General features: G+C 58.7%; 27 protein-coding genes. 15 read left to right on the forward strand and 12 right to left on the reverse strand.

Features of this window, described 5'->3' with window-relative positions; genetic code table 11:
* Nucleotides 1-48 precede the first annotated feature (48 nt).
* Entirely contained in the window at nucleotides 49-300 is a 252-nt protein-coding gene (locus tag J2X43_RS00600) for a hypothetical protein (protein WP_112518528.1), read from the forward strand.
* An 80-nt stretch (nucleotides 301-380) separates the two neighbouring features.
* Nucleotides 381-914, forward strand: coding sequence for a DUF4142 domain-containing protein (locus J2X43_RS00605; RefSeq protein WP_310290048.1), 534 nt, complete (start codon nucleotides 381-383; stop codon nucleotides 912-914).
* Between the two features lie 347 nt (nucleotides 915-1,261).
* On the opposite strand, the gene J2X43_RS00610 is transcribed toward J2X43_RS00605, so the two are convergent.
* The 5 genes from J2X43_RS00610 to J2X43_RS00630 form a co-directional block, all read right to left on the reverse strand.
* The gene (locus tag J2X43_RS00610) at nucleotides 1,262-2,077 is read right to left on the reverse strand and encodes a helix-turn-helix transcriptional regulator (protein ID WP_310290051.1); all 816 of its coding nucleotides are present in this window, start codon (nucleotides 2,075-2,077) and stop codon (nucleotides 1,262-1,264) included.
* A 186-nt stretch (nucleotides 2,078-2,263) separates the two neighbouring features.
* Nucleotides 2,264-2,677 (reverse strand): carboxymuconolactone decarboxylase family protein, encoded by a 414-nt coding sequence (locus J2X43_RS00615; RefSeq protein WP_310290053.1) that lies wholly within the window; start codon nucleotides 2,675-2,677, stop codon nucleotides 2,264-2,266.
* Nucleotides 2,678-2,817: 140 nt separating this feature from the next.
* A complete protein-coding gene (locus tag J2X43_RS00620) occupies nucleotides 2,818-3,384 on the reverse strand; it encodes a nucleotidyltransferase domain-containing protein (protein WP_310290055.1) in 567 nt (188 codons plus the stop codon).
* A gap of 771 nt (nucleotides 3,385-4,155) precedes the next feature.
* Nucleotides 4,156-4,740, reverse strand: coding sequence for a hypothetical protein (locus tag J2X43_RS00625; protein ID WP_310290056.1), 585 nt, complete (start codon nucleotides 4,738-4,740; stop codon nucleotides 4,156-4,158).
* Between the two features lie 86 nt (nucleotides 4,741-4,826).
* Nucleotides 4,827-5,018 carry a hypothetical protein gene (locus J2X43_RS00630; protein WP_310290059.1) on the reverse strand — a complete coding sequence of 64 codons (192 nt, stop codon included), beginning with the start codon at nucleotides 5,016-5,018 and terminating at the stop codon, nucleotides 4,827-4,829.
* Nucleotides 5,019-5,126: 108 nt separating this feature from the next.
* On the opposite strand from J2X43_RS00630, the gene J2X43_RS00635 reads away from it, so the two are divergent.
* Nucleotides 5,127-5,738, forward strand: coding sequence for a hypothetical protein (locus J2X43_RS00635; protein WP_310290060.1), 612 nt, complete (start codon nucleotides 5,127-5,129; stop codon nucleotides 5,736-5,738).
* Between the two features lie 148 nt (nucleotides 5,739-5,886).
* Here the strand turns inward: J2X43_RS00635 and J2X43_RS00640 are convergent, their stop codons facing one another.
* The gene (locus tag J2X43_RS00640) at nucleotides 5,887-6,345 is read right to left on the reverse strand and encodes a hypothetical protein (RefSeq protein ID WP_310290062.1); all 459 of its coding nucleotides are present in this window, start codon (nucleotides 6,343-6,345) and stop codon (nucleotides 5,887-5,889) included.
* Between J2X43_RS00640 and J2X43_RS00645 the strand changes: the two genes are divergently transcribed.
* From J2X43_RS00645 to J2X43_RS00670, 6 genes are all read left to right on the forward strand, one after another.
* Nucleotides 6,344-6,802: a hypothetical protein gene (locus tag J2X43_RS00645; protein WP_310290063.1), complete on the forward strand. Its 459-nt coding sequence runs from the start codon at nucleotides 6,344-6,346 to the stop codon at nucleotides 6,800-6,802. The genes J2X43_RS00640 and J2X43_RS00645 overlap by 2 nt on opposite strands.
* A gap of 11 nt (nucleotides 6,803-6,813) precedes the next feature.
* Nucleotides 6,814-6,999: a hypothetical protein gene (locus tag J2X43_RS00650; RefSeq protein WP_310290067.1), complete on the forward strand. Its 186-nt coding sequence runs from the start codon at nucleotides 6,814-6,816 to the stop codon at nucleotides 6,997-6,999.
* A gap of 115 nt (nucleotides 7,000-7,114) precedes the next feature.
* Nucleotides 7,115-7,867 carry a hypothetical protein gene (locus tag J2X43_RS00655; RefSeq protein ID WP_310290069.1) on the forward strand — a complete coding sequence of 251 codons (753 nt, stop codon included), beginning with the start codon at nucleotides 7,115-7,117 and terminating at the stop codon, nucleotides 7,865-7,867.
* Nucleotides 7,864-10,224 carry a hypothetical protein gene (locus tag J2X43_RS00660; RefSeq protein WP_310290072.1) on the forward strand — a complete coding sequence of 787 codons (2,361 nt, stop codon included), beginning with the start codon at nucleotides 7,864-7,866 and terminating at the stop codon, nucleotides 10,222-10,224. The genes J2X43_RS00655 and J2X43_RS00660 overlap by 4 nt, the downstream gene beginning before the upstream one ends.
* Nucleotides 10,221-11,276: a TniB family NTP-binding protein gene (locus J2X43_RS00665; RefSeq protein ID WP_310290076.1), complete on the forward strand. Its 1,056-nt coding sequence runs from the start codon at nucleotides 10,221-10,223 to the stop codon at nucleotides 11,274-11,276. The genes J2X43_RS00660 and J2X43_RS00665 overlap by 4 nt, the downstream gene beginning before the upstream one ends.
* Nucleotides 11,277-11,285: 9 nt before the next feature.
* Nucleotides 11,286-13,190: a TniQ family protein gene (locus J2X43_RS00670; protein WP_310290079.1), complete on the forward strand. Its 1,905-nt coding sequence runs from the start codon at nucleotides 11,286-11,288 to the stop codon at nucleotides 13,188-13,190.
* 140 nt (nucleotides 13,191-13,330) lie between these two features.
* On the opposite strand, the gene J2X43_RS00675 is transcribed toward J2X43_RS00670, so the two are convergent.
* Nucleotides 13,331-14,632 (reverse strand): SIR2 family protein, encoded by a 1,302-nt coding sequence (locus tag J2X43_RS00675; protein ID WP_310290082.1) that lies wholly within the window; start codon nucleotides 14,630-14,632, stop codon nucleotides 13,331-13,333.
* A gap of 477 nt (nucleotides 14,633-15,109) precedes the next feature.
* Between J2X43_RS00675 and J2X43_RS00680 the strand changes: the two genes are divergently transcribed.
* Nucleotides 15,110-16,036: a LysR family transcriptional regulator gene (locus J2X43_RS00680; RefSeq protein WP_112386762.1), complete on the forward strand. Its 927-nt coding sequence runs from the start codon at nucleotides 15,110-15,112 to the stop codon at nucleotides 16,034-16,036.
* Nucleotides 16,037-16,053: 17 nt separating this feature from the next.
* Here J2X43_RS00680 and J2X43_RS00685 read toward each other — a convergent pair whose 3' ends face one another.
* The 4 genes from J2X43_RS00685 to hemN form a co-directional block, all read right to left on the reverse strand.
* Nucleotides 16,054-16,317: a BON domain-containing protein gene (locus tag J2X43_RS00685; RefSeq protein WP_112386730.1), complete on the reverse strand. Its 264-nt coding sequence runs from the start codon at nucleotides 16,315-16,317 to the stop codon at nucleotides 16,054-16,056.
* 63 nt (nucleotides 16,318-16,380) lie between these two features.
* Nucleotides 16,381-16,869 (reverse strand): hypothetical protein, encoded by a 489-nt coding sequence (locus tag J2X43_RS00690; RefSeq protein WP_112386729.1) that lies wholly within the window; start codon nucleotides 16,867-16,869, stop codon nucleotides 16,381-16,383.
* A gap of 127 nt (nucleotides 16,870-16,996) precedes the next feature.
* Nucleotides 16,997-17,506 (reverse strand): NUDIX hydrolase, encoded by a 510-nt coding sequence (locus J2X43_RS00695; RefSeq protein ID WP_112386761.1) that lies wholly within the window; start codon nucleotides 17,504-17,506, stop codon nucleotides 16,997-16,999.
* A 233-nt stretch (nucleotides 17,507-17,739) separates the two neighbouring features.
* Nucleotides 17,740-19,092, reverse strand: coding sequence for an oxygen-independent coproporphyrinogen III oxidase (gene hemN, locus J2X43_RS00700; protein WP_112386760.1), 1,353 nt, complete (start codon nucleotides 19,090-19,092; stop codon nucleotides 17,740-17,742).
* Between the two features lie 169 nt (nucleotides 19,093-19,261).
* Here hemN and J2X43_RS00705 point away from each other — a divergent pair, with 169 nt between their 5' ends.
* Both J2X43_RS00705 and J2X43_RS00710 read left to right on the forward strand, forming a co-directional pair.
* On the forward strand, nucleotides 19,262-19,612 hold the full coding sequence (locus J2X43_RS00705; protein ID WP_112386728.1) for a hypothetical protein: 351 nt from the start codon (nucleotides 19,262-19,264) through the stop codon (nucleotides 19,610-19,612).
* An 86-nt stretch (nucleotides 19,613-19,698) separates the two neighbouring features.
* Nucleotides 19,699-20,259: a LysE family transporter gene (locus tag J2X43_RS00710; protein ID WP_112386727.1), complete on the forward strand. Its 561-nt coding sequence runs from the start codon at nucleotides 19,699-19,701 to the stop codon at nucleotides 20,257-20,259.
* On the opposite strand, the gene J2X43_RS00715 is transcribed toward J2X43_RS00710, so the two are convergent.
* Entirely contained in the window at nucleotides 20,260-21,339 is a 1,080-nt protein-coding gene (locus J2X43_RS00715; RefSeq protein ID WP_310290085.1) for a LacI family DNA-binding transcriptional regulator, read from the reverse strand.
* A gap of 169 nt (nucleotides 21,340-21,508) precedes the next feature.
* Here J2X43_RS00715 and J2X43_RS00720 point away from each other — a divergent pair, with 169 nt between their 5' ends.
* The 3 genes from J2X43_RS00720 to J2X43_RS00730 all read left to right on the forward strand — a co-directional run bounded on the left by J2X43_RS00720 (nucleotide 21,509) and on the right by J2X43_RS00730 (nucleotide 25,071).
* Nucleotides 21,509-22,492, forward strand: coding sequence for an ABC transporter substrate-binding protein (locus tag J2X43_RS00720; protein WP_112386726.1), 984 nt, complete (start codon nucleotides 21,509-21,511; stop codon nucleotides 22,490-22,492).
* 82 nt (nucleotides 22,493-22,574) lie between these two features.
* Nucleotides 22,575-24,068, forward strand: a complete 1,494-nt coding sequence (locus tag J2X43_RS00725) for a sugar ABC transporter ATP-binding protein (protein WP_112386757.1) — start codon at nucleotides 22,575-22,577, stop codon at nucleotides 24,066-24,068.
* Nucleotides 24,069-24,105: 37 nt separating this feature from the next.
* On the forward strand, nucleotides 24,106-25,071 hold the full coding sequence (locus tag J2X43_RS00730; protein WP_405049562.1) for an ABC transporter permease: 966 nt from the start codon (nucleotides 24,106-24,108) through the stop codon (nucleotides 25,069-25,071).
* Nucleotides 25,072-25,074: the final 3 nt, after the last annotated feature.

Here is a 25,074-nt window from a genome sequence, read left to right on the forward strand (position 1 = left end):
CCAGTGGTGAGGGTTCTTTCGGAACACAGGCAACTAAGGAAACGAACCATGCCAGAACTTTCAATTGGAGCGCCGATCCCAGTCGGCATCATAGGAACACAGGAAAGCAATGACCTGCTAGCCCTCCCGGCTCCTGCAGAGACCGCGCCCCATCTGTCGGATCATGCAACTGCGGCAGACGCCTTCATGCTTGGGCCGATGAAAGTCGGACTGGCGACGATGCTTGCGAGCTGGGCGTTCGCCTTGAACCCGTTCTTTGCCTGGTCCGGCTCTAAGCTTTCGGCAACGGACGTCGCATAGGCGTCGGTTCTCGAACTGTTTGGAACCAATCGAGCTTGCGACGGTTTATGGTGCTCTCACCTAGCCACAGGAGCTTTCTTATGAAAAGAGCCCTCGCCCTCGCAGGCCTTGCCGTCATGCTTGCCTCACCCGTCTTCGCCCAGTCCGCCGCCGAGAAGACCGGTGTCAACTCAGTAATGGGCGTCGCGCCGAAGACGGAAGACTTTGTCACCGAAGCTGCTTCCTCCGACATGTTCGAAATCGAATCCAGCAAGCTTGCCGTCGAGCGTTCTTCGGACGCGGCGACGAAGACCTTCGCCCAGCAGATGATCACCGATCATACCAAGACTTCGGAAGAGCTGAAGGCGCTAGTCTCCGGCGGTAAAGTGAAGGCAACAATCCCCGCGGCGATGAGCTCTTCGCAGCAGTCGATGCTCGACGATCTCAAGAAGCTGAAGGGCGACGACTTCACGAAGCAATATCATTCCGATCAGGCGGACGTGCATGAGGACGCCGTCGACCTGTTCAAGCGCTATGGGGACGAAGGCGAGAATGCGGACCTCAAGGCTTGGGCCGCAAAGACCCGACCGGCGCTGGAACATCATCTGATGATGGCGAACGACATGAACAAGTAAGTCTATCGAAGGTGCGTGGCGGATCCGCTACGCACCTTTGGTATCCCATGTTCCTTACCTTCGTTAAGTTCGCCCTACACCTACAGCGCGCGCGTACGTACGCGTTCACGTCGTGCGAGGAGATCTGCCGACGTACAGGTTCGCCGCAAACCCTGACTTGTACGCCGCCGCACTGGCATTTTGCCATTACCAGACGAGGACGCAGCTCCTTCACCTTGTTCCAGTGAGAACGCCGTGCGCCATCCATGGTAGCTCTCACAGATTATCCGTTAGACCTCGATAGCGAGTCGGACACGAAACGCATGGCACCGGAGCGGTCCCAGTCATGGGTTCCGTGTAGATCGCTCCTAGCCATCGACAAATTCTAGGTAGGCTGCTTCCGAGGCTGTGTCGGCCAGAAACATGGATTCGAGCCGGATTTCTTCCGCTGTGATAGTCGATGGCGCACCGGCAATAGTAACGAGAGAAAACAACGAAATGACTTTCTCGCCTTCCCGAAACGTTAGGGGAACCACAGACCTCGCCGCACCCTCGCCGGAAATTTCCTCTGTGGGCATAGGCCCATATGCCGCGAGATGGTCCAGAAGCTTACGGGCTTCGCTATCGAGGACGCCTCCGATGGCCTCGCGTCTGACACGCCAGAGCAGAGCTCGTGCAGACTCAGCGAAATTGACCATAAATGGCCGCAATCCATTGGGGTCGAACACCAGGTGCAATAGATTCCTGGGCGTAGGTCTGCTCTGAAGATCGACGAACTTTCCGAAGAACCTGGGCGCGGCCTCGTTGGTCTCGACGACGTTCCAATAGCGGTCGAGAACCAGAGCCGGGTATGGCTCCTGTTGCCGCAGCATTCGCTGAAGCGCCCCGTCGAGCTCCGGAGAAACAGCCGACGTATCCCTGGGGTGAAAAACCGGTGCGTAACCGGCCGCGAGCAGGATATCGTCGCGGTCTCGTAGAGGGACAGCGAGAGCATCGGAAAGGTCGATCACCATTTGCCTGCTGGGGATCGACCGACCTGTTTCAACGAAGCTGACATGCTTCTGCGAAACGCCGGTATCCATGGCCAGCTCAAGCTGCGATTTCCCTCTTATCCCACGCCAGTGCCGAAGCAATACGCCGAGGGCCGGCCGGGAGTTAGGAGCGGTCTCGATCTTCATGGCCATGGTGTTTCTCCGCGAACATGGGCCGGCGCCGACCGCGCCGGCAACGGTTCACACTTTAGGCCAAGCATACTGCCGGAAGCGCTCTTCCAACGGAGGCCGCGCAACGTTGACGGTATAATTCGTTATTGTGGACGCCGCCCACAACCGCAATAACCTCCAACAGATGACGTTGATCGAATCCGGCCTTTAGGAATTGCGCACGTCCTCCTCATCGAGCTGGCCCCTCTTAGAGATGAGCGCGCGTGCTAGGCCAGAGAGCGCTGCATTGCTCGGTTCCGACGGTAGCCCGCCCGCGCGAATAGCCTCGACGTCGGCGGTTCCAACCCCCGCGTTCAACACGAGGAAGCTGTGGAACGCAATCGCCCATTCGGCCGCGTTCGTTACGGCATTGGTCAGCAGCAGGATCTGGATCTGACGCTCGCTGAAGCTTCCACCGTGGACATTGGCAAACACTGCGGCAAGAGAGCTGAGAAGAACCGGGGAGCCGGCCATGGCGCCCGCGACGTTCGGCAGGAAACCAAAGGCTTGTTCGAGGCCACCAAGAGGCTGTTTCGATTCCTCGGGAGCATTTTCTTTCGAGTATATTGGGAAGTGCATCATCTGATTTCTCCGTGCGTATCGGGGTACGGTTTGAATTGACCGGCCCAAAACATGCCGACAGAGAGGAATGCCTTCAATTACATGCGAGGTAGTTAGGCAGCGAGTGTCGCCCTGGGCCTCGGGTCCGCCACGAGGCAAAATCAGCCATTCGGCGATTCCAGCAAAATAAGCCTTTTGCCAAGCATGATCTTCTTTATCACTCGGTCATTTGCGAGACTGCTCCATTCGCCTGGCGTATGCAGATTAAGATCAATGCGCCTGCCTAGGACGGCTTCCAGGCGTTCGGCCACCTCGCCAAGCTCAAAAAGATCAAGGTCGGCGACCACCATCAAATCCACATCGCTGTCGGGTCTTACCGATCCGCCGGCTAGCGAACCGAAGATGAAAGCCAGTGATATCTTCTCCTTGAAGGGTAGCAAGGCATCTGTGACAACATCGGTCAGTCCGAACGTTTTCAAGCAGATTGACCGAAGCTCAGAGTAGATCGGATTTGCTTGGTTGATCGAATAGATGACCTGATTTCCCTGTCGCCGCTTGACCACGATCCCGCATCGGTCCAACTCCTTGATGACGTTGGTACCAGCTCCGACGCCGGGTCCACCGAGGGAAATCAGCTCGTTGGTGCCGAACTCTTTTCCCGGATGCAGCAGCATTGGGGCCAACATTCGCTGCTGGCGTTTCGAGAGCATGAAATCAACTATCGACATAACGCACCATTTTTTGGCTCGATCGAACCATAAACTGGTACCTCTGCGCTAACAACAGTCCAAGCCGCGACCCTGAAAGGACTGCGTTCCATTTGAGCGTCTCACACGATCTGGACAGTCGCGTTTCTCATCCGCACCGATCAGCAAATTTGGGCGCGCCGTTGAAGTCGACCTTCGTCGGATGCCATCGGTTGGAAGTGGGCTGTATGGTGGTAGTTTGTCGGCCTGACAGTTCCGGTATGGGCGATCAGCGGCTACCGCCGGTCTCGGCAACGCGGGTTTGATAAGACATTATCGCCAGGAGAATTCGAACGCGGCATCCGGCGGTGACGGACCATATTGGAAACGCAGCCGCGCCAGTCGTCGGTCAGGCCGCCGGGCTTGCGATATTCACGCTATTGCGGCTGATGCAGTTCGATCGGATAAGCGCTGCTTTTCGGGCGACTGACCAGTAGCCATCGCGCCCGTTCGGGACAGCAAAAACGCAGTTATGCCTTCAACTCGGCTGGTCTGTTGGGCTGCCTGACAGGCACACAGCAGTGTGATGTCTCGCGGGCCGCTGTGCGATTTCGTTGATATCGTCAACGAGCCGCAATAAATCGCTTTGCGTCAGATCTGACATCGTGGTCCCGGCGAAGCGGTCGCGAAGCACGCTCGTCAAGCGATCTACCTCCTCAGGGGCCACCGCACGTGGATCGCGTGTCGCGCATATACTATTCATTGGTGCGGCCTCCGCAAGATTAGGTTCATTCAGCGGCCTGGGCGAACGGATTATTGTCTGCCCACCAGCTTGGGTACGGCTGCAGCTCGCGATACAGCTTTCACATCACGGAACAAACGGTTCTGCCAACTAAAGCGGGATTCGTATGCGACGCCTCTTACACTCTTTTCCGGTGGGCAACGGTCACCCCAGTCCGCAATAGCTTCACCCGTCGCGGTCTCCACAACCTCGCGAATAAGCAGCGGAGAAAGGCGGCCGAAATAAATATACCAAGTCTTGGCAGACTGACCATTCGCGACGACCAGCCGCCGGCGAGTGTCAGCGCTTATGTTTTCTTCTGCCCACGAATTCCAGTAGACCAAGCGGTCATCTTCCGGAACGTCGAGCTCCAAACGAAATGCCGTTTTATCCATGGCTGCGCCCTCGAGGCCATGGCCGAGGAAACTGGACGAAGACGTCAGCCAAACTCCCACTCGCCCCTCCACCCTCTCAATGCTGGTGACAACGTCCCCGACGGTTAGTCCATGCTCATGGATCCCGCGAAGATGCGCCAGCGAAGTAAAGTGATATAGCCGCATGCCGTATTCCTCCAATCTCTGAGGAATCGTGGCGCCGGGATCTTTCGGCGTCAACATCGGCGTGTTTCTAACCAAGGATGTTCGATGCGCTATCGAGGTTGCGACGCACGCCAAGCATCGCCAGACACGCCCGTGGACACTCCTTATTCGTCGGACGGGCCGCCGGCCGCAAGGAACTCCTGAGCGCTACCTTCGTTGCCGCGCTTTGCATAGGACACAGTGAAAACACCGTCGGCATCGAACACCTGCTGAGGAGTCTCCTTTTTTGCGGCCGTGAAGACGCGATGGAAGTCTTCGCCGTTCTCCGGATACTGCCAACGATTGTCGCGGGTCATGCGGGTGCTCCTACTCATGCGAATCCTTATAACCCGACGTTAGCAATTTGATAACCATGATCGGCGTCGAATCCACCATATTGAAGCAACCGCGAAGGGGCGTCGCGGATGGCAGTGGATTTCATTCTTGTCGACACCAGTGTGCTTAGCGAGGCGCGCAAGGTGGCCGGCGAGCTTAACGAGGACATCGTTTTCTTCCTGCGGCAAATCCCAGCGGGCGCGCTTGCTGTTCCGCTGGCTGCGGTCTTCGAGCTTCAACGAGGCGCTTCCATGATAGCACGAACGAAGCCGTCGCGCGGCCGGGCTTACGGCGAATGGCTGGATAAGCTTCTCCGCACCGACATCTGGCTGCCGCCCGTGGACGTCGGTGTCAGGAGGCTTCTTGCGCAAATGACGATGGAGCCCGAACTTTCGCGGTTCTGGATGGATCCTGGCGACGAGCCCAAGATGAGGTTTGGGTGCGATCCAGAGATAGCGGCGACTGCGATCGTTCACGGCCTTCCCGTCGCATCGACCGACGTTGGCGATTTCTTGAAGATACACAGGCACTTTCCCCTTCCGGGGCTTTACTGCCCGATCGGCGGCAGGTGGCATGTGGAGCCACCCGCCGGCTGGTCGCTCGGTGAGACATTTGGCGCGTCCGAAAGGGACTGGCGTAAGCTCATCGGGCCGCTGGACCATGATGACGAGGACGCGCCGCCGCTCGCTCCACAGGTCTGATGTTGGCAACGAGGAAGGTCACCAGATCATGCCCGCCGAGCGCGCGTCTTGGACACTTGGACGCTCCCAGAATAGTTGACAATAGCGCAAAGTTTTGCGCAACATTTTTCTAAAAGTTTAGGATTCAACCTCGTCAGACGCCGACGGTTCACCCGCGTCGAGAATGAGCGACGCCGATCACGGAAAATTCCGAACAAATTTTCCGTTTGACAATGTCGTTAATTTCTGGCCCATTGCGGCACCGTTCGAATATGAACGGCGTCAAACTGAGACAGGAAGTCATGTTTTCGAAGGTACCAGCACATTGGCAACAACGTTGCCGGCAAGCGTCGTAAGGCGCCGTGGTATCTCTGCCGCGGTGAACTGACGCCCCGGCTACCCTCTGAGTTTTTCCAGTAGTTAGGAAATGAGGATCGACATGACCAAGTTCTCGAAAGACATCCACCTCCAACAACGTTTCGCCGCGATCGACGCAGGCTGACGCCGGGGCTTTTTTCCCGTCATCCGCCACGTCGAACGTCATCGAAGTCGCGTGAACCTCAGGTTCGCGGTCGCGCAGTCGCGTGTCGACGCCGCCGGAACCGCCAGTTGGATGGATGGCAGACATGAACAACTTTATCGACAACAAGCAGTTCCTTACGAACCGTGCTCTCGAACGTGTTGAAGCGCTGATCGCCTGCGGCACTCCCCGCGTAGATTACGGAGCGAACTTGGACATGGAGTATCGCGACGAGCTTGCTCTCTGGTTCGAGCGTCAGTGCGGCCGTTATTTTACTCGCAACGAGATCACGCTGCAGTGCGTGGTTGCGCTTCGCTATGCGGACGTGACCCGCCCCACCGTGCGTGAACTCTGGCAGTATCTTCAGGCCCTGATCCTGAAGGACGCCCGCTTCATGGCGGACGGGCGTGCAATGCGCTTCCCCTCCTACAGCACTTTCCGTGGCCGTATCGCTGATCTTCCTCGCAACTTCGTTTGGAAGGCCCGCATGGGAGCCGACGACGGACGTCCGTCGTTAGCTTCCTTGGCCTCGCGCTTCGACGCAGCCGTCGCGCGCCAGGCATAAGGAGGCAGGCCATGAATATCGTAATCACCAAGGCGGAATATGAGTTCCTCGAATCGAAACTCCTCGCCGCGTACGCGCCGAAGAGCTTGGCGGCCAACGGAGGGGACGATCCGAAATCTGAGGACGAGGTCAATCTCGCGGTCCGTTGCCTAAGGCGCGTTCGTGATCTCGACGCTGCGCCCTCTGTTTCGGGCTAGGAGGACAGAAAAATGATTCAGGTTTTGAACCAGATCGAGGCCCTCTACTTCCTGCGCGCCGGCTACAACCCGTACGCGCGCCCGTATGAGCGCAAGACTTACGTGGCCTCGCCGGATGCGGAATATCGCGGTGGCCCTGTGTCAACAAACGATCGAGGCGCGCAAATATGAGCCGACGATCGAGGAGTTGGCGGGCTTCACAGTCTACGAAGACATCGTTCCCGCCCCCTCCGCTCGCAAGATCACGATGAAATCGAGCGCGTCCTGCCGCCTCCTGATCTGTGCGCCAGGCACCAACCAGTACCTGGTTTTCGAAAGCCTGTTCGAAGCGGACTGTGCTCGTTTTTTCTGGGCGATGAAATGCGTACGTTCGGTCCAGGCGCAGTACGGACCGATCCGGTACTACGACGAGAACGGCGTTCAGCGCTGGCACTATGTCGACCTTCGCATCGAGTTCACCAACGGTGAAGTCGTTCTTTTCTGCGTTCGCCCAGAAGAAAAGGACGAGCGGGGAAAGCTCGCATTTCTGGTGGAACAGATTCGTAACCGTGAATTGAAATATCACGCAAACCGGATCGAAATCCTGACGGAGCGCGACGTCACGAAAGCCGATATTTACCGGGCTTGTGAAATCTTGGCCGCGCGGCGCCTGAAGAACTCCCCCGACTGCGTACGTCTCCTTGAGCTGCTCAAGACGAAGGATGCTCCGATCCGAGGTTTTGAGCTTCTCGATGAGTTCGGCTGTCAGGGTGCGGGGTCGATCGCACTGTGGAACTTGATGGGGGACGGGGTCGTGGAACACCTGACGAGCAAGGAGTCTTTGATTTACACCCCGATATCATACGTACGTGCGCGGAGCCTCTCATGAGGACCGGTCAGGAACGATTCACCCACGTAGAGCTAACCAGCCTCGACCGGGTGACTATCTCAGGACGTCACTTTCGCGTTGAACTGCGAAATGACGGCGATGACGATGTGTTTCTTCTGCGGGACGAGGAAAACGTCGCTCGTCCCCGCGCGTACGATGCTTTCGAAATTGCTGATGGGGTGGCGAAGAGACAGTTGATCATTTCCCGCGGTTTTTACGGCGATGAGAAAGCGTTCGAAGAAAGAAGGCAAAGGCTCGATACGTCGGCCATTCCGGGCTACATAATGTACCGCGTCAGAATGGTGAAAAGGTATCTTGAACTCGTACAGGACGGTACTTTCACACGCTCCCAGATCAACGAGTTCTATGACTACTATACCGCAGAAAACGAGAGACAACTGCCTGCCCCGCGGGCCGGACGGAAGAAAATCATTGTCGAGACTCATGATCGCGGGAGCCCAAGGAACTTCCAGCGCTGGGTAGCTCGTTTTGTGGCGAGCGGAGAGAACCCGTTTTCCCTTATGCCTCAGTACAAGGGCAGCTACTACCATGATCCCAAGTTCACCCCCGAAGTGAACAAGCTGCTCGACGAAGAAGCAAAAAAGCTTGCAAACGCTAAGCGCGCGTCGATAGCTCTACACTTCAGATTGCTGGAGATAGACAACAAAGCGCGGGAGTATCCGCGCGAGTTATGCGATCTGCGGACTTTCTATCGTCGTGTCGCGGCTCAGAAGAAGATGCTCATTGACATGGGCCAGAATGGCGCGGACGCCGCTAAGGACACTTATCAGCTATCGAAGACTGCGACCCGCAAGTTCCGCCCGCTGGAGCGCGTGGAGATGGACGAGGACAAGCTCGATATCATCGCGCTTCTGAAAGGCACCAGGCTTTGGAATATCATTCATCCAAAAATTCAGCTCGAAATTGAAAAGCGCAGATTTTGGGCGTCGGTCGCGATCGATTGCGGCACTCGTTCAATACTTGCCTTTCGTCTTCTCGACTCGGACCCGCACGGCCGGTCGGCAGTAGAGACGCTTCATATGGCGGTTATGCCGAAGACGGGTATCGTTCGATGGGCGGGCACAACGGCGGACTGGATCCAGTTCGGCGTGCCCGAGTGCGTTGCGACGGATCACGGCGCCGCATATCTCGACGAAGATTTTCAGTCGACGGTGCTGTCGCTATGCGGCACACACCTCCTCCCGCCGACAAGCAATCCTGGCCTACGCGGTAGAATAGAACGCTTCTTCAGAACCGAGAAAGGATGGCTACGCCTTTTCTCGGGCCAGACGTTCTCAAACCCCATTGAACGGGGGAACTACGATTCCAAAGCTAACGCGTCGATGGACTTCGAGGAACTAGCTCGCTGTCTGGTGAGGCTTATCGTTGATGCGTATCACCTTACCCGGCACAAGGGACTAGGTGATATCAAGCCGATCGATGCCTGGGCGACGATGACCAAAGGTCGCCGGGTAAAGGCCTTAACCGATCCTGAGGAAGAGGGCCGCATCTTCGGGCTCAACGTCGGCACGAGGAAGATTACAGATCGCGGCGTCGTGTGTCTCGGCATCCCCTACTACGACGACCGTCTGCAGCAGATCGTAGCTCATTATAAAAAGGCCGAAATCATCGTGCGTTCGAACCCTTATGACCTCGGGATGCTTGGATTTCGCACGGTAAAAGACAGGGGATTCTATTACGTAAAGGCCGCGGTTCACGGGTTCGACGGCGTATCTGCGATAGAATGGGCAGCGGCCCGCAAACTGATGAAAGAGGCTTACTCCCAGCACGATACTCAGGATGAGAAGATTGTAGCGGAGGCTTTGAACCACGTCCGAAGCGTCGCAAAGGTGGCCGAAGACCGCCACAACATCTCGTCGCACGTCCTGGTCCAGCAGGATTACGACAGGATGGAGCGTGAACTGTTCGCCGGGTATGTGGTGCACAGCAAGCTCACCATGGATTACGACCCCGATCCGGAGACGTTCCTTCTCGACCAGATTGGGAGGGACGGTGTCCTCGCAACCATGACCGACCCGCCGCTCGCGGAACATGTCGAAGAAGGCGTCGCCGTCAGTGCATCTAGCAAGGTTTTTCCGTCGGAAGGTACGTTCAACCCTAGCCAGTTCCAGCACGTCAGGACCGAGGAAGGGATACCTGAACCGATAACAACACCCCCTCCTCTGACAGGTTCGAGGCCAAAAAAGAAGAAGGAGAAGGCTCCCATCGTACCGACGATCGCCGATCTCCTGCGAGGCGGTCCGGCGCGCGGCGCCGAAGCCGAAAACTCGAAAACATCAGGCAGGCGGAGCAAGCTTTTCGACGCCAGCGGAAGTGATGAGGATGCAACCGAATGAATCTGACTTCAGGAAAGAAGCCGCGCTTGGCGGCGGCGACCGACCCCATGGTGCGACGTGTAGCGACTGCGGTCGGCGAGGCAATAAATCCCAAGACGGCGCGCGTTGCAGCGACGATGGACTATGTGAAATCTGCCTACTACACCACTCGGAACGATGCGCTGATCTCGGTTCCCATCGATCGAATGGCGGGGGCTATATCGATTATGGATCCCGACACCTTCGCTGTAACTGTCCACGCCGAGACAGGGGCTGGCAAGTCAACTTTGTTGGAACAGCACGTCCAGGACAGGAAGGAGTTCCAGCCCATTCCCGATGGGTACGGCGACTTCCTATATCCCGTACTCTACGTTCTGGTATCTTCGAAAGCCACCATGACGGATCTGGCGAACGACATCCTCGACGCGATGGACTATCACGTGACGCGTCCGAAGAAACCTTCTTTGCTTTTCAAAGACGTTCGTCAGCAACTACGACTTCGAGGAACACGAGTCATCATCCTCGACGATTTTCAGCACGTCCTTGACGCCCCGAAAACCAAGGGGCCTGAACATATCGCGGATTCCATCAAGAACATGATCCAGGATCGGAAGTGGCCGATCTTCATCGTGCTGCTAGGCCTGCCGGAGATCAAGAACGTCATCTTGTACGACCCAAAGGACCAGTTGCTGCGACGCGTGGACGACTTTCCGCTGCGACCGCTGACCTTGGTCGAAGACGGGGCATTCGTTTCCGCCGTCGTGATCGAGCTGGTTACCCAACGCGCGAAGCTCAATCTGTCGGGGGACTTGGTGGAGAACTTCACTGAACGTTTGATGTTTGGCGGACGCTATCAGTTTGGGGTGATCATCAGGATAATCTATCACGCCATCCAGGATGCTCTCGAAAAGGACAAGGATGCAGTGGATCGGCAGAGCTGGGAAGCTGGCTACCGCCGGCTAGTCAATGCTAGCGATGATCCAGCGGCGAACGTATTCTCTAACGATAATTGGCGACAGATGGCGATCCCCGTGAACCGAACTGGCCCCTACGTGCCGAGCGCAAAAAACTAGGGAACCCAGATGTACCGCGTGCCCCTCTTCGATGACGAGACCCTCACAAGCTACTGCTCCCGCCTTGCTGCGGCCAATGGCAAGGGCCCGGCTGAGTTCTGCCTGGATATGGGCTTCTCCTTCATGGACGTTTCTTACGGCCGGGATTCGGCCATCAAGCGTCTTGCGACGCTTGGGCAGATCGAGTCTGAGCGGCTACACGCGGCGACGGTACCCGTTGTCGAAGGCAATTGTGTCGTAGGCGTCGAGACGTTGTCTCCTTTCACGTACACACGCACTCGACTTCGGGTCTGCACGGCCTGCCTCAAGGAAGACGCCGCCTCGGCCGACAGGAGGCCGAGGACGCGGCAATACGTCAGACGAAACTGGGCGCTAAGATTCCTTCGTACGTGTCCGACCCATCTTTGCTCGATCGTCGATCTCGGCAGCACTAGCATGCGTAACGAAAAGCGGCACGACCTGATTGATGGGCTTGGCCAGTTCCAGCTAGAGCTGCGGGAGGCGACGAGGTCACAGACCGGCCGGGAGATGACGGCGTTCGAATTCTATGCGCTCGACCGCATCAACGGGTTGCGCAACCACGGTGAAATACTTGACGGGATGTCTCTCGACCGCGGCGGCACGCTTTGCGAGCATGTCGGAGTGACGGCCCTTTTTGGCCGACGTGCCGAGGCTGCGGAACTCACCGATGAGCAGCAGTGGGCAGCGGCTCAGTCGGGATTCGAGTTTTTGTCCAGAGGTATTCCTGGGCTTTATTCGTTTCTGGACATGATGCATTCTTCACTACCACACCTCAGGCCGGGGTCCGGGGGCCGGCATCTCTACGGCCGCTTCTATGAATGCTTATCGAGGCGCGAGCAGCCGGAATGGGCCGACGTCAGAAAGCTCATCCGTAATTACGCATTTTCGGTCCTGCCATTGGATGACACTTCAGAGGTGTTTGGGACGTCAACCGGCGCCCGTTATATAGCGGAAGCCGCGATACGTAAGCGGTACAATATGAACCCCAAACATCTGCGACGGATGGCGGTCGCTCTCGGGCTGCACCCATTGGAAGCCCAGGATTCCGGGCCGGTGGAGAAGACTGTCGCCGATAAGGTAGCCGACATACTCAACGATGCGCTCCTCCCGACGCAAGCCGCCAAAGTGATCGGCACTACCCACCCGAAGTTCAACATCTTCGTGAAAGAGGGCTTCTTCCAACCCATTATCCAGTCGGGACATGGAATAGCAGTGAGCCCCCGATACTCTCGTCGGGCGTTGGAGACGTTCATCGACGCTATAAAGCCGGTTGATCCCTATCTGGGCTCGGCCGAGCTTATGTCGCTTTTCGCCGTCTCGAGGAAACTGACGTGCAAGATCACTGAACTAATGGCGCTCCTTCGAGACGGGAAGCTGCACAAGGTCGGTTGGGATGCGGGACATACCGGGCTGGACGCAGTTAGAATTGATCCCCTTGAAGTGTCGGCGATCCTTACCGAAACGCTTACGGATGATCTACTAACTATAAAAGAGACGGCGAGCTTTTGCCAAACTTCCTGGACGGTCGCGGCTTATCTAATAAGCGAAGGCCACCTCCCAAAGATCGTCGCACGCAACCCGCGAAAAAGAGCGTCTCAGACGTACGTAAGGCGTGAGGACGCCAAGGCGTTCTGCGACAAGTATGTCAGCTTCATCAACGCCATGAAGGAATACGGAGTCGGGAAAGACTTACTGAGAGCCGCTCTGACTACTGCGGACATGTCCCCTTCAATTCCGGTCGACCTCATCGGCGTCAAGTTCTTTAACCGGGCTGAATTAAGAGTCGCGATCGACCGCACGCGACCTACATTCGTTCCAACAAAAGCAACGGAATACAATCGAGCTTATCAAGCCAAGCGTCGTGATAAGTTAGGTTTGCCAACATCAGGTTAGGACAGCCGCTATTCAAGGACTGCGACGTAACCGGGCGGGTGCTCAGGCGGCGAGCGCCTACTTCTCAAACCGATCGCTGAGCGTCGCACCATCGCACTTCAGTGAAATCTCAGGCTCCGACTTCCCCGGCGCCGTGCCAATCACCCCCTGGAAGCAATTTCAACAGCGTCAGGTTCCGCCGATTTGTCGACGATGAATGTTCCTATCAGCGCTCGATTGTCCGCCGTTATGCCGCTCCACCGTGCATCCCAGACCTTGTAGGCATGCCATGAATATCCAAGTTTCATCGACCTGCTCATGCTATCCATCGAGAACTTCACAGCCTCTAGGAAGGTCTTCTCCACCGCCGTGTTTCTCACGTCAATTAGGCTTCCGAGGTATGTCAGCCAAGAGGCAAGCTGCACGTATTGAGGCCACGCCTGAGACTGGCCGGTCAGCGCCATTTTCTTTGCGATAACGTCCTTGAACGTCTCAACGACGACGTCCTCTTCAAGGCTAACACCGACCGCGCCGATGGAAGAGGCGATCTCATAGAACGAGCTTTCGACCTGGAGGTATGCTTCAGTGAACTTGTGCTTCTCGTAGAGGACCTTCTTGATGTTGGTAACCGAGTCAACGAGGCACTTTTCGGCCGCAGGCAAATTACCATTCAGATTTTTGAAGAACTCTTCGACCTCGGTGTTCGGTATGACTCGGATGCCGTAGCAGTTCGAATAGTAGTCAGATATTCTTTGATCGACCGGCCTTCTTGAGACCAAGAACACGCTGTTGCTGACGAAATGATTCCTTACGAAACCTCGATAGTCGCTAAGGATCGACTTTAAGTTCGTATCCCCGAGTGAGTATCCCATGATGACGACGGTGTTCTCGTGGAGAACCGTACTAAGCTTTCGCGAGAAATAGGATTCGGAGTGCATGAAGCTGAAATAGTCGTCCGCAGTCACTACCATTCTTCCCGGAACGTCAATCGATCCATGAACGTGATAGACCTTCACCCGGCTGGTCGATCGCGGTACCGGCCGTCCGGGAGCGAGCGGCTGGCAATCAGGCCCGGCAAGATTTTCCGAAAGCTTGTCGTAGTTCGTGGTGACCACACGAAAGCTGCGTTCCTTGAAGAACTTTTCGGTCTCAGGATAGCTTCCTGATAAGGCCACACCCGATATGAGCGAGGCGATCTCCTCATGAATGTCCTTCCCGATCTTCGAGAGCTCAATCGAAATCACTTGGGCAGCTTCATCGAGCTGGAGGGCGTTCACGCCGTTGAGAGGAAACAGCGCCTCTTTGAAGTCCGGCTTTCCAATGTGCGTGTCGCAGATCTGCTCGAGCAGCTCCTGCCAGCCGGGCGCGGCGTTCGCACTCAAAGCCTTGGAAAATCCGGTCCCGGTAAAAATGCATAGACGTTTCGCTGCCGCCGCGTACGCAATCTCGAAATACTCGCTCATCGAAAACCTCCCCGCGGACCACTCAAGTGGCACATCAAGCGCAAGTTGTGTAGCGCGTCATTCGCGACTCGTGAAGCTGATTTGGCCAGCGACGTCATAAACTGGAACCATGTTGCCAGACTAAAACACTGTCATGGGAGCCACCAAGATATGTCCTGCCTAACAGTGATCGGACAGCTCCAGCATTCTGGGCGATAAGTGCCGTATCAGACGAATTGCTTTGAAGCTCGTCAACTGTCGCGTGGACCAAAAAGCGTACTCCTACCGAATTGTCGACGCTCTGGACCTGACTGGGCTGAAAAGGTCGAGCTTAGCTCTTATCATTAAGTCGCGACGAACTATCCTGTCGGGATGACAAATTGACTGTCATATACCCCTTTGAATATTCAGATGTTTTATCATTGTCGGCGGACAAAATGACTGTCATCTCGCAGTTCTCCTATTCTGACTTAGCAAAACCGAATATCAGGAGTGATGATGACAAGGCTTGACGCCTTCAAACTCAAGCATCTGCGCATGCTCGTCGCTCTGGAAGAGCACGGCAAGGTCGGCAGCGTAGCCGGAATGTTCGGCTTGTCCCAGCCCTCGCTGTCGCGAACGCTGGTCGAGCTCGAATCACTGGCCGGGCATCGGCTGTTCGAACGGCACAACCGCGGAACGGCGCTGACGCCGGAGGGCAAGGTTCTGGCGCGCTACGCCCGGACCTTGCTGGCGGAAGCGGCACGCGCCGAATACGACATGAAGGTCATTGCCTCGGGCAAGCGCGGCAGCGTCAGCATCGGCACGGTGATGACGCCCGCTTCCGAGATCGTCGTTCCCGCCCTCAACGATGCGCAGGCTGGGTATCAGGATCTCGACATCAACGTCTCGCACGGCAGCAGCGATGCGCTTCTCGCACAGCTGAGCGCCGGGAGCCTCGATTTCGCGATCTGCCGTCTGCCCGAGAATTTCAACCGGACAATGTTCGACTACGAGCCGCTCGGCGAGGAAACCTTCCGGATGGTGGTGGCGCGCGGGCATCCGCTGGCTGCAAAACCGGCCGTAGAGGAGGCAGATCTCGAGGGGCTCGACTGGGTGCTGCAGCCGGAAGGCTCCTATCTGCGGGATGTGATGGATGATTATCACCGGGCGCATGCCATCGTGCCGCGCAGTGTCATTTCCACTTCGTCGGTGCTCATGACCATCCTGCTCGTCAAGAGCAGCGGCCGGGTCGGGATCTTCGCCAAGACCGTCGCCGAGATGCTCGACCAGCACCAGCTGCTGACGGCGCTGCCGATCCACGCCCGCATCGACATTCCGGGCTTCGGCCTGGTGCAATTGAAGGGCAAGGAGCTTTCGCCGCAGGCTCGAAGCGTGTTCGAGGCATTGCGGCAAAAAGCTCGCGAACGCAAGACGTGGGATTGAGGCGAGCAATCCCTGGCCTAAGGCGCCAGACGCCGCACCAGATGATACGCCGTCGAGATGTCGTCGTTGACGACACGCTTGATGCCTCGCACATTTCCGGCAGCAGCACCTGCCGCCTCGCGCGTTCCCGTGCTTGCCAGCCGCCCCTTGAGGGTGACGACGCCGTTCGCCACGGTCGCCTTCACCACGTCATGTGTCAGCCCGAGTTCCATCTGCAGCCGGCTGCGCACGGCAGTCGATAACGCGTCATCGCCGATCGGCACGATATCGTTCACAAACATCACGGAGCTCCTTCTCTCACCGCGAAGTGAACAACGGGCGGGAGCGCTACGCCTTGACGTAGATCAAGCGCCGGCAGGCGTCAGCTTCGCGTCTGATACGAGAGAAGGCACCGCGATCGCCTGGCGGATCTCGCCGATCAGCTGCCGCTCTTCTTTGATATGCCGGCGCGCCGGGCAGCAGAATGAACGGAGCGCATAGGCGATGGCGTCCGCCGAGAGGCTGCTTCGCCCCCTGCTCAAGTCGCACAACACCTTGACGGCGCGCTCTGCCATATCGCGTTGCTCGAGCCGATCGGAAATCCGGCGCTGCTCTTCGTCTCTCGGTGCCGGGACGCTGATAGCGAGGGCAGGATGCCGATCGACGCTGGTCTCTTCCAACTGATGTATCCTCACCAAAAGCGGAACGAGGTCTCGCGTCAGTGTCCTGCACAATCCCTCATCGACATGGCAGGGCAGAAAATCGGCAATCGCCTCGATCAGATCGCACCAAGACGACAATTCGCTAAGGTGCGTTTCCAGTGCATCGAGGCCGCCACGTGTCTCATCTATCATTCCAAGCCCCCTTGAACCGGCGAACACGAGGCCATCGGCGTGTTCGTCCGAAGACGGGCTATAGAGAACAGTCAGGATTTTCTTTGAGATCGATCAACAAGACCGTGATTTGGGCGGCAATGGGCTGTCACTTGACCTTGAAATCGACCAGCAGGGATTTCAGCTCGATCTCGCGAACGCGCCGCGCCGCCTCTTCCGGCTCGACCCAGGCAAGCACCCGCTGGCCTCGCTCCTTGAAGTTCTCGGACTGCTCCAGCACCTCGACCGTATAGACATCGACGATGCAGGGGGCGACGTCGCCATTGTCGAGCCATTTCAGGTACGTGTAGCGGCCGACCGGCTTCTTGCCGACGGTGCCACGCACGCCAGCCTCTTCCCAGGCTTCGGTCGCCGCCGCCTCATAGGGCTTCTTCTTCTTCATCGGCCAGCCCTTGGGGATCACCCATCGCCGGCTTTCGCGCGAGGTCATCACCAGCACTTCGATGCCGGAGCTGCCCGGCGCCTTGCGGTAGCAGAGCGCCCCATATTGCTGGCGGAAGGCGCCGGTGAACAGCTTGTCGGGCGTGGCGGCGAGCTGCTGGAGAAGCGTCTTCGGCTTTTCCGGCGCAAGCTTTCGCTCCTTCTTCTTCGGCACCATCTGAAGGGGCTGGCTCCGCCACCCATCGTGGTGGAGATCTGTGACGAAAAGATTCATTGCTGCTCCGACGGACAGGCACGGCCATCCGTTTTTCATGCCACGTCGGTCGGGCATTAGCAGACAATTTGCAGCCATCGGCCAAAAGGGCAACCCCGCGGGCAGCGCCCACTATGAGATTTTGATCGCAATCCCCGGCTATGGAGGGGTCGCCTCGTCAGAGAGTTGTAGCCGTTTCAGGCACCCTTGCTATGCGTGCGCCCCGGCGCTCCGAGATAGGCATCGAAGGCAGCGGCCACGGCGCGCACCATGAAGCGTGCTTGCTGCGAAACGGTCAGCCGCCCGTCCGCCAGCGTCACCACGCCGTCGGCCAGCAGTTGCGCCAGCCGCTCGTTGCGGCGCGTCAGGAAGGCAGGGTCATATCCGGCTTCGCCGCTGAGCGCAGCAAGATCGGCCTCGAAGCTGCACATCAGCCTTTCGATGACCTTTGCCCGCAGCCTGTCCTCAGCGCTCAGCACATAGCCTTTCGCAGTCGGCAGGATGCCGGAGGCGACGCGCTCCGCATAGCGGCCGGGGGCGACCTCGTTCTGGACATAGCCTCCGGGAAGCTTGCCGATCGCAGAGGCGCCGAGACCAATCAGCGTTTCGCAGTCGTCGGTGGTATATCCCTGAAAATTCCGCCGCAGCGTTCCCTCATGCGATGCCAGCGCCAGCGGGTCATGCGGCAGCGCGAAGTGATCGAGGCCGATGCGGACATAACCGGCGCCGACGAGTTCGTCGGCGATCGCCTCGGCCTGGGCATTGCGCTGGCTGGCATCCGGCAGCTGCGTCTCGTCGATCAGCCGCTGATGCTTCTTGAAGGACGGGATATGGGCGTAACCGAATACCGAAAACCGTTCCGGCCGGAGCTCGACAGCCATCCTGACCGTCTCAAGACAGGAGCGCACGGTCTGCAGCGGCAGGCCGTAGATCAGGTCGAAATTGATGCTGCGGGTGCCGTTTTCCCTCAAGCCTTCGACGGCTGCTTTCGTCTGATCGAAGGTCTGTATCCTGTTGATCGCATGTTGCACCCGCGGATCGAAACTCTGGACCCCGAGGCTGGCGCGATCGACGCCGTTGTCGCCGAGCGCGCCAATCATTGCTGCGGACAGGGTTCGCGGATCGATCTCGACGGCAACGCTGCAATCCGCCTCGAACCGGAAGGCGCTCCTCAGCTTCGCCATCAATGCGGCAAAGGCCTGAGGCGTCATGATCGTCGGTGTGCCGCCGCCGAAATGGATGTTTCGAACCGGCAGATCATTGCCGGCTGCCTGCGACACCAGTTCGATCTCCTCGCTCAGCACGTCGAGATAATCGGCAACCGGTCCGTCCTGGCGCGTCACCGACGTGTGGCAGCCGCAATACCAGCACATCGAGCGGCAGAACGGGATATGCAGATAAAGCGATACCGGATCGGCCGCACCGAGCCGCGCCAGCCCATCCGCATAGGCCTCCGGGCCGACGGCAGCCGAAAAGGCCGGTGCTGTTGGATAACTGGTGTAGCGCGGCAGGCGGGCTTCACCATATTTGGCGACCAGGGCATCGGACATCGTGATTTCCTTCATCTTCGTCTCGCGGGCTTATGCCGCGCGGCCGCTCACCCTTCCTTGTCCTAGATCAACGAACCGGACACGCCTCAGGCGGTCTTGATCGAAATCAAAGTATCGTCTCCATGCATCGCGTAGACTTGGCGCGTTGCGGGCGTGAGAGGACCATTCGATGCGATACGCGATCATTGCTGCGCGACTGGACGAGAGGGAAAAGTGCGGCCGTATCGAGATGCTCGATGGGGCAGTGGCACGCACCGTCATCATCACCCGGCGCGCGCTGCTCAGCATCGCTTCCCCGCCAAGGGCAACAGAAAGCCGGCTTCTGCAACATCTCGAAGCCTTCTGCGATGTCATCAGGACACAGAATATCGAACCCGACGCCACCGGGATGATCTTCATCAATGCCAACCACGTCCGAAACTGGCGTGGCCTGCGCGCGATGGACGATCCGGCGGACAGCGCTTCGATCCATACGCCAAACGCGGCCGGGCTCCCCTTCCCCAACCGGCCAGCCTTATAAATCCGCGCACGCACCCGCTGGAAATGGCAACGGGCAGGGACTATCGTTGCCTACTGAAACCGCAGGCTTCAAGGACACACAATCAGATGAACCTGCCGACTTTCTCTCTGGGCATCCTGGCACTGCTCATCCTGCCCGGGCCGACGAACGCCGTCCTTGCCATGATGTCACCAGGCCTGACGGTGAAACGCCTGACGTCCCTGCTGCTCGCTGTTGTCTCCGCCTATCTGCTGGTCATCCTGCCGGTATCCGGCATCGCCGGTCCATTCCTTCACGCGCATCCGGCCATTGCGCAGGCAGTGCGGCTGATATCGGCGGTCTGGGTTCTGTTTCTGGCATTGAAGCTCTGGCGGTCGCAATCTGAAGGGGCGGCAGCGCCGGTCGGCATCCGCGAACTTTTCCTCACCACCCTGCTCAACCCGAAAGCCATCATCATCGGCCTGACCATGGTGCCGGCCGTCGAGGCGCCGCTCCTGCTGACAGTGCTGATCTTCGTGGCATCGGTCACGGTGACGTCGACGCTCTGGATTGTCCTTGGCCGGCTGATCATCGGGCGGGGCACCGCCATGCCTCTGCTGGCGCAGCGCTGCGCCTCTGCCGTGCTGATGTTTTTTTCCGTGACCCTGGTGATCAGCGCCGTCGGCTGATCAGGGTTTGGTCTTTGCGGTCGAGGTTCTGACGACGAGCGGACCATCGACCTTGATGGTCATCGGCCGCAGCGTCTTGCCGTGGATGGCCATATCGATGAGCGTCTCCGCCGCCTTCTGCCCCATCTCGTAGTTCGGCAGGACCAGCGTCGAGAGCGGCGGATGGGTGTAGCGCGCCAGCTCCTGGTCGTCATAGCCCATGACGGAGAGATCTTCGGGAACGCGAAAGCCCTTCTCGGCCGCCGCTTTCATCACGCCGATCGCCATCAGATCGTTGCCGCAAAAGATCGCTGTCGGCGGATTGCTCATCGACAACAGGTCGAGACCAGCCTCATAGCCGCGCAAGGGCAGCCAGTCGCCGTCGCGCACCAGCGTCTCGTCGAAGGCGACATCGACGGTGGCGAGCGCCTGCTTGTAGCCCTTGAGGCGATCGACCGCCGCGTCCATCCAGGGTTCGCCGTTGATGAAGCCGATGCGCCGGTGGCCGAGCGAGGTCAGATGCGCCGTCGCGGCAAAGCCGCCCGCCACTTCGCCGGGCACGATCGCCATATGCTGACGCGGCTCGGCATAGCAGTTCAGCAATACGGTCGGGATGTTCTTCAGCAGTTCCGGCACCTTCACCTTGCGGGTGAAGATCGTCGCATAGATGACGCCGACGATCGTCGGGTCGCGCAGGATCGAGCGCAGCACGGCGTCTTCGAGATCCGGATTGGAACGCGTTGCATGCGCCGAGGTCAGGAAACCCTGCTCGAAAGCAAAATCGCGCACGCCGTCGAGGCTGACAACGGGATGCGGGCTGGTGGAGATTTCGTCGACGACGAAGGCGATCGTGTCTTTCTCGATTCGCGTGTCCGGCTGAGCTTCATGACGAACTCCAGGTAATTTATAACCAATTTTATGAGCAGCCTCCAAAACCTTGGCCTGGGTGTCCGGCGAGATGCGTGATCCCGACATTTCATTGAGCACAAGCGACACGCTGGACTGCGAAACGCCCGCAATACGGGCAACATCGGTCATTGTAGGCCGTCCAGCCTCACCGCGGCGCCCGTTTTCCCCGCCGCGGCCATTCTTTTTCGTCATCACAATATCCTCCCGATGACTTGCTGCAGCACAAACCAAAATTTGTGCAATAGCTCATAAAATGACGCTTGACTGCTAATATTATTAGCTACAAGATTAGCTCATGTGAAGCAGTTATTGCTCACTGCCGGTTGGGAAGATACCGGAAAATTCGGGAGGAGAAACTGAGATGTCCGCATTCTCACGTCGTACATTCATGCTTGCTGCAACCGCACTCGGCGCCGTCGCCGTGGCCGGCACAGTTGCCATGGCAGAAGTGCCTGCGCTGAAGCAGAAGGAAAAGTACAAGGTCGGCTTCGCGCAGACCGAATCAAACAATCCGTGGCGCATCGCCCAGACCGAAAGCATGAAGGCGCAGGCTGAAAAGCTTGGCTACCAGCTGGTCTATACCGATGCCGCCGGCTCGGCCGCCAAGCAGGTTGCCGACGTCAACTCGATGATCGCCCAGGGCGTCGACCTGATCTTCCTCTCGCCGCGCGAAGAAAAGCCGCTGATCCCGGCCGTCAAGGCTGCCGAGAAGGCCGGAATCCCGGTCATCCTGCTCGACCGTAGCGTCGATCCGAAGCTCGCCAAGCCCGGCAAGGACTACCTGACCTTCATCGGCTCCGACTTCATCAAGGAAGGCCAGCGCGTTGCCGAATGGCTGGCGAAGAACGCCAACGGCAAGAAGAAGATCATCGAGCTCGAAGGCACGACCGGCTCCTCGCCTGCCAACGACCGCAAGAAGGGCTTCGACGACGCCATCAAGGCCGCTGGCGGCTTCGAGATCGTCGCATCGCAGTCCGGCGATTTCGCCCGCGACAAGGGCCGCCAGGTTGCCGAAGCGCTGCTTCAGGCGCATCCGGATGCGGATATCGTCTACGCCCACAATGACGAAATGGCGATCGGCGCCATCTCCGCCATCGAAGCCGCCGGCAAGGTGCCGGGCAAGGACATCCTAGTGCTGTCGATCGACGGCGGCAAGGAAGCTGTCGGCCTCGTGGCTGAAGGCAAGATCGGCGCAGTCGTCGAATGCAACCCGCGTTTCGGACCGAAGGCTTTCGAAACGATGGCGCGCTATGCAAAGGGCGAGAAGATCGAGCCTTGGGTCATCAACGACGACAAGTTCTACGATGCATCCAACGCCAAGGCCGAGCTCTCCAGCGCCTACTAAACTCCCAGCGTGACCGCTCCGGCCGGTTCGGCAGACGCCGTTCCGGCCGGCTTTTCCTTTATTGAATACGGAGTCGACCGGCATGCTGCTGTCGATGCAGGGTATCTCCAAATCCTTTGCCGGGATCGCCGCGCTGCGCGCCGCTTCCCTCGATATTGCCGAGGGCGAGATTATGGCGCTTGTCGGCCAGAACGGCGCCGGCAAGTCGACGCTGATCAAGATCCTGACCGGCGCCTATCAGCGCGACGAAGGATCGATCTGTTTCAACGGCGAGGACGTCGCCTTCTCGACGCCGGCAGAAAGCCAGGCCGCCGGGATCGCCACGATCTATCAGGAGATCAACCTGGCGCCGCAGCGCTCCGTCGCCGAGAACATCTATCTGTCGCGGGAACCGAAGAAATTCGGCTTCCTTGACCGCCGCGCCATGCGCGATGGCGCCCGCAAGGTGCTTGCCACCTTCAATCTCGATATCGACGTCGATCTGCCGGTTGCGCGCTTCAGCGCCGCCACCCGCCAGATGGTGTCGATCGCCCGCGCCGTGACCCAGAACGCCCGGCTGCTGATCATGGACGAGCCGACCTCATCGCTGGACGAGCGCGAGGTCGCCGTCCTTTTCGAGACGATCCGCACACTGCAGAAAAGCGGCGTCGCAGTGATCTTCATCGGCCACCGCCTCGACGAGCTCTATGCGATTTGCGACCGCGTCACCATCATGCGTGACGGCCAGACGGTTGCCGTCAGCGCCATGAAGGATATCCCCAAAATGGAGCTGGTGCGCCACATGCTCGGCCGCGAACTGGCGGCTTTCGAAGCGCTCAGCCGCGATGCCGACAATGCGATCGAACGGCCGGTGCGCCTTGAGCTGCAGGGCGCCGGTTCGGGCCTGCGCGTCCGCGACGTCGATCTGCTGATCCGCGAGGGCGAGATTTCCGGACTGGCCGGCCTTCTCGGCTCCGGCCGCACGGAGACCGCCCGCATCATCTTCGGCGTCGACAAGCTGGAGCGCGGCAGCCTGAGCTTCAACGGCACCTCGCGCAGCTATGCCGAACCGGCCGCGGCGATCGCCGATGGCATCGGGCTCGTTTCCGAAGACCGCAAGATCGACGGGATCATTCCGGATATGAGTATCCGCGAGAACATGACGCTGGCGCTGCTGCCAAAACTGAAGAAAGCAGGCATCGTCGACCGCGCCCGCCAGGACGAGATCGTCGCCCGCTTCATCAAATCGCTCGGCGTCAAATGTGCCTCTCCGGACCAGCCGATCAAGGAACTGTCGGGCGGCAACCAGCAGAAGGTGCTGCTGGCCCGCTGGCTCTGCACCGATCCGCGAGTGCTGATCGTCGACGAGCCGACACGCGGCATCGATATCGGCGCCAAGTCCGAGATCCTGCGGCTGCTGCGAAACCTCGCAGATGATGGCCTCAGCGTGCTGATGATCTCGTCGGAACTGGAAGAGCTGCTGGCCGCCGCCGATCGCGTCACCGTGCTCAGCGACGGTATGTCGGTCGCGGTTCTGCCGAGACGTGAACTCTCGGAGCAAAGCCTCCTTGCCGCCATGGCGCATCAGGTGAATTGACATGACGATATCGGATACCGCCATCAAGCCGTCAACCATGTCGAAGGCGTCAGCGCTTCGCATCGCCAGCCGCTACGGCACCTTAGCTGCATTCCTGCTCTTGATCGCCGTCAACATTGCGATCACCCCGAACTTCTTCTCGTGGCAGACGCTGAACGTCAATCTGACCCAGGTCGCCACGATCGTCATCGTCGCAACCGGCATGACGCTGGTGATCGCCACCGGCGGCATCGATCTTTCGGTCGGCTCGCTGATGGCAATATCGGGCGCCATCGCGCCGATGATCTTCCTGGGAACCCTGTTCCCGATCGACAACGTCGCGCTTGCCGTTGGCCTTGCTTTCGTGGTGCCGGTCATCGTCGCCATGCTGTTTGGTTGGTTCAACGGCTTTCTCGTCACGCATTTCTCGATCCAGCCGATCGTCGCCACCCTGGTGCTGTTCATCGCCGGGCGCGGCATCGCGCAGGTGATGACCAATGGCAATCTGCAGGTCTTCAAGAACCCGGCATTCCAATGGATTGCCATGGGCCATTTCGCCGGCATCCCGGCGCAGGTGGCTCTGATGATCGTCATTGCCGCCCTCGCCTATGCGCTGATCCGCTTCACTGTCATCGGCCGCCAGATCATCGCCGTCGGCGGCAACGAAAAGGCGGCGCGGCTGACGGGCATTCCGGTCAAGCGGGTGAAGACGCTGGTTTATGTGATCAGCGGTGCGCTTGCCGGTATCGCGGGGCTGATCGTCGTGGCCAGAAACTCCGCCAGCGACGCCAATCTGGTCGGCATGGGCATGGAGCTTGACGCGATTGCCGCCGTCGCCGTCGGTGGATCGCTGCTGACGGGCGGGCGGGCCAATATCTTCGGCACGCTGCTTGGCGCCTTCGTCATTCAGCTGGTGCGCTACACGCTGCTTGCCAATGGCGTGCCCGATGCCGCCGCGCTGATCGTCAAAGCGGGACTGATCGTCATTGCCGTCTTCATCCAGCAGCGCGCCGACAAGACCTGAGGA

The organism is Rhizobium sp. BE258, assembly GCF_031457345.1.
Taxonomy (GTDB): Bacteria; Pseudomonadota; Alphaproteobacteria; order Rhizobiales; family Rhizobiaceae; genus Rhizobium.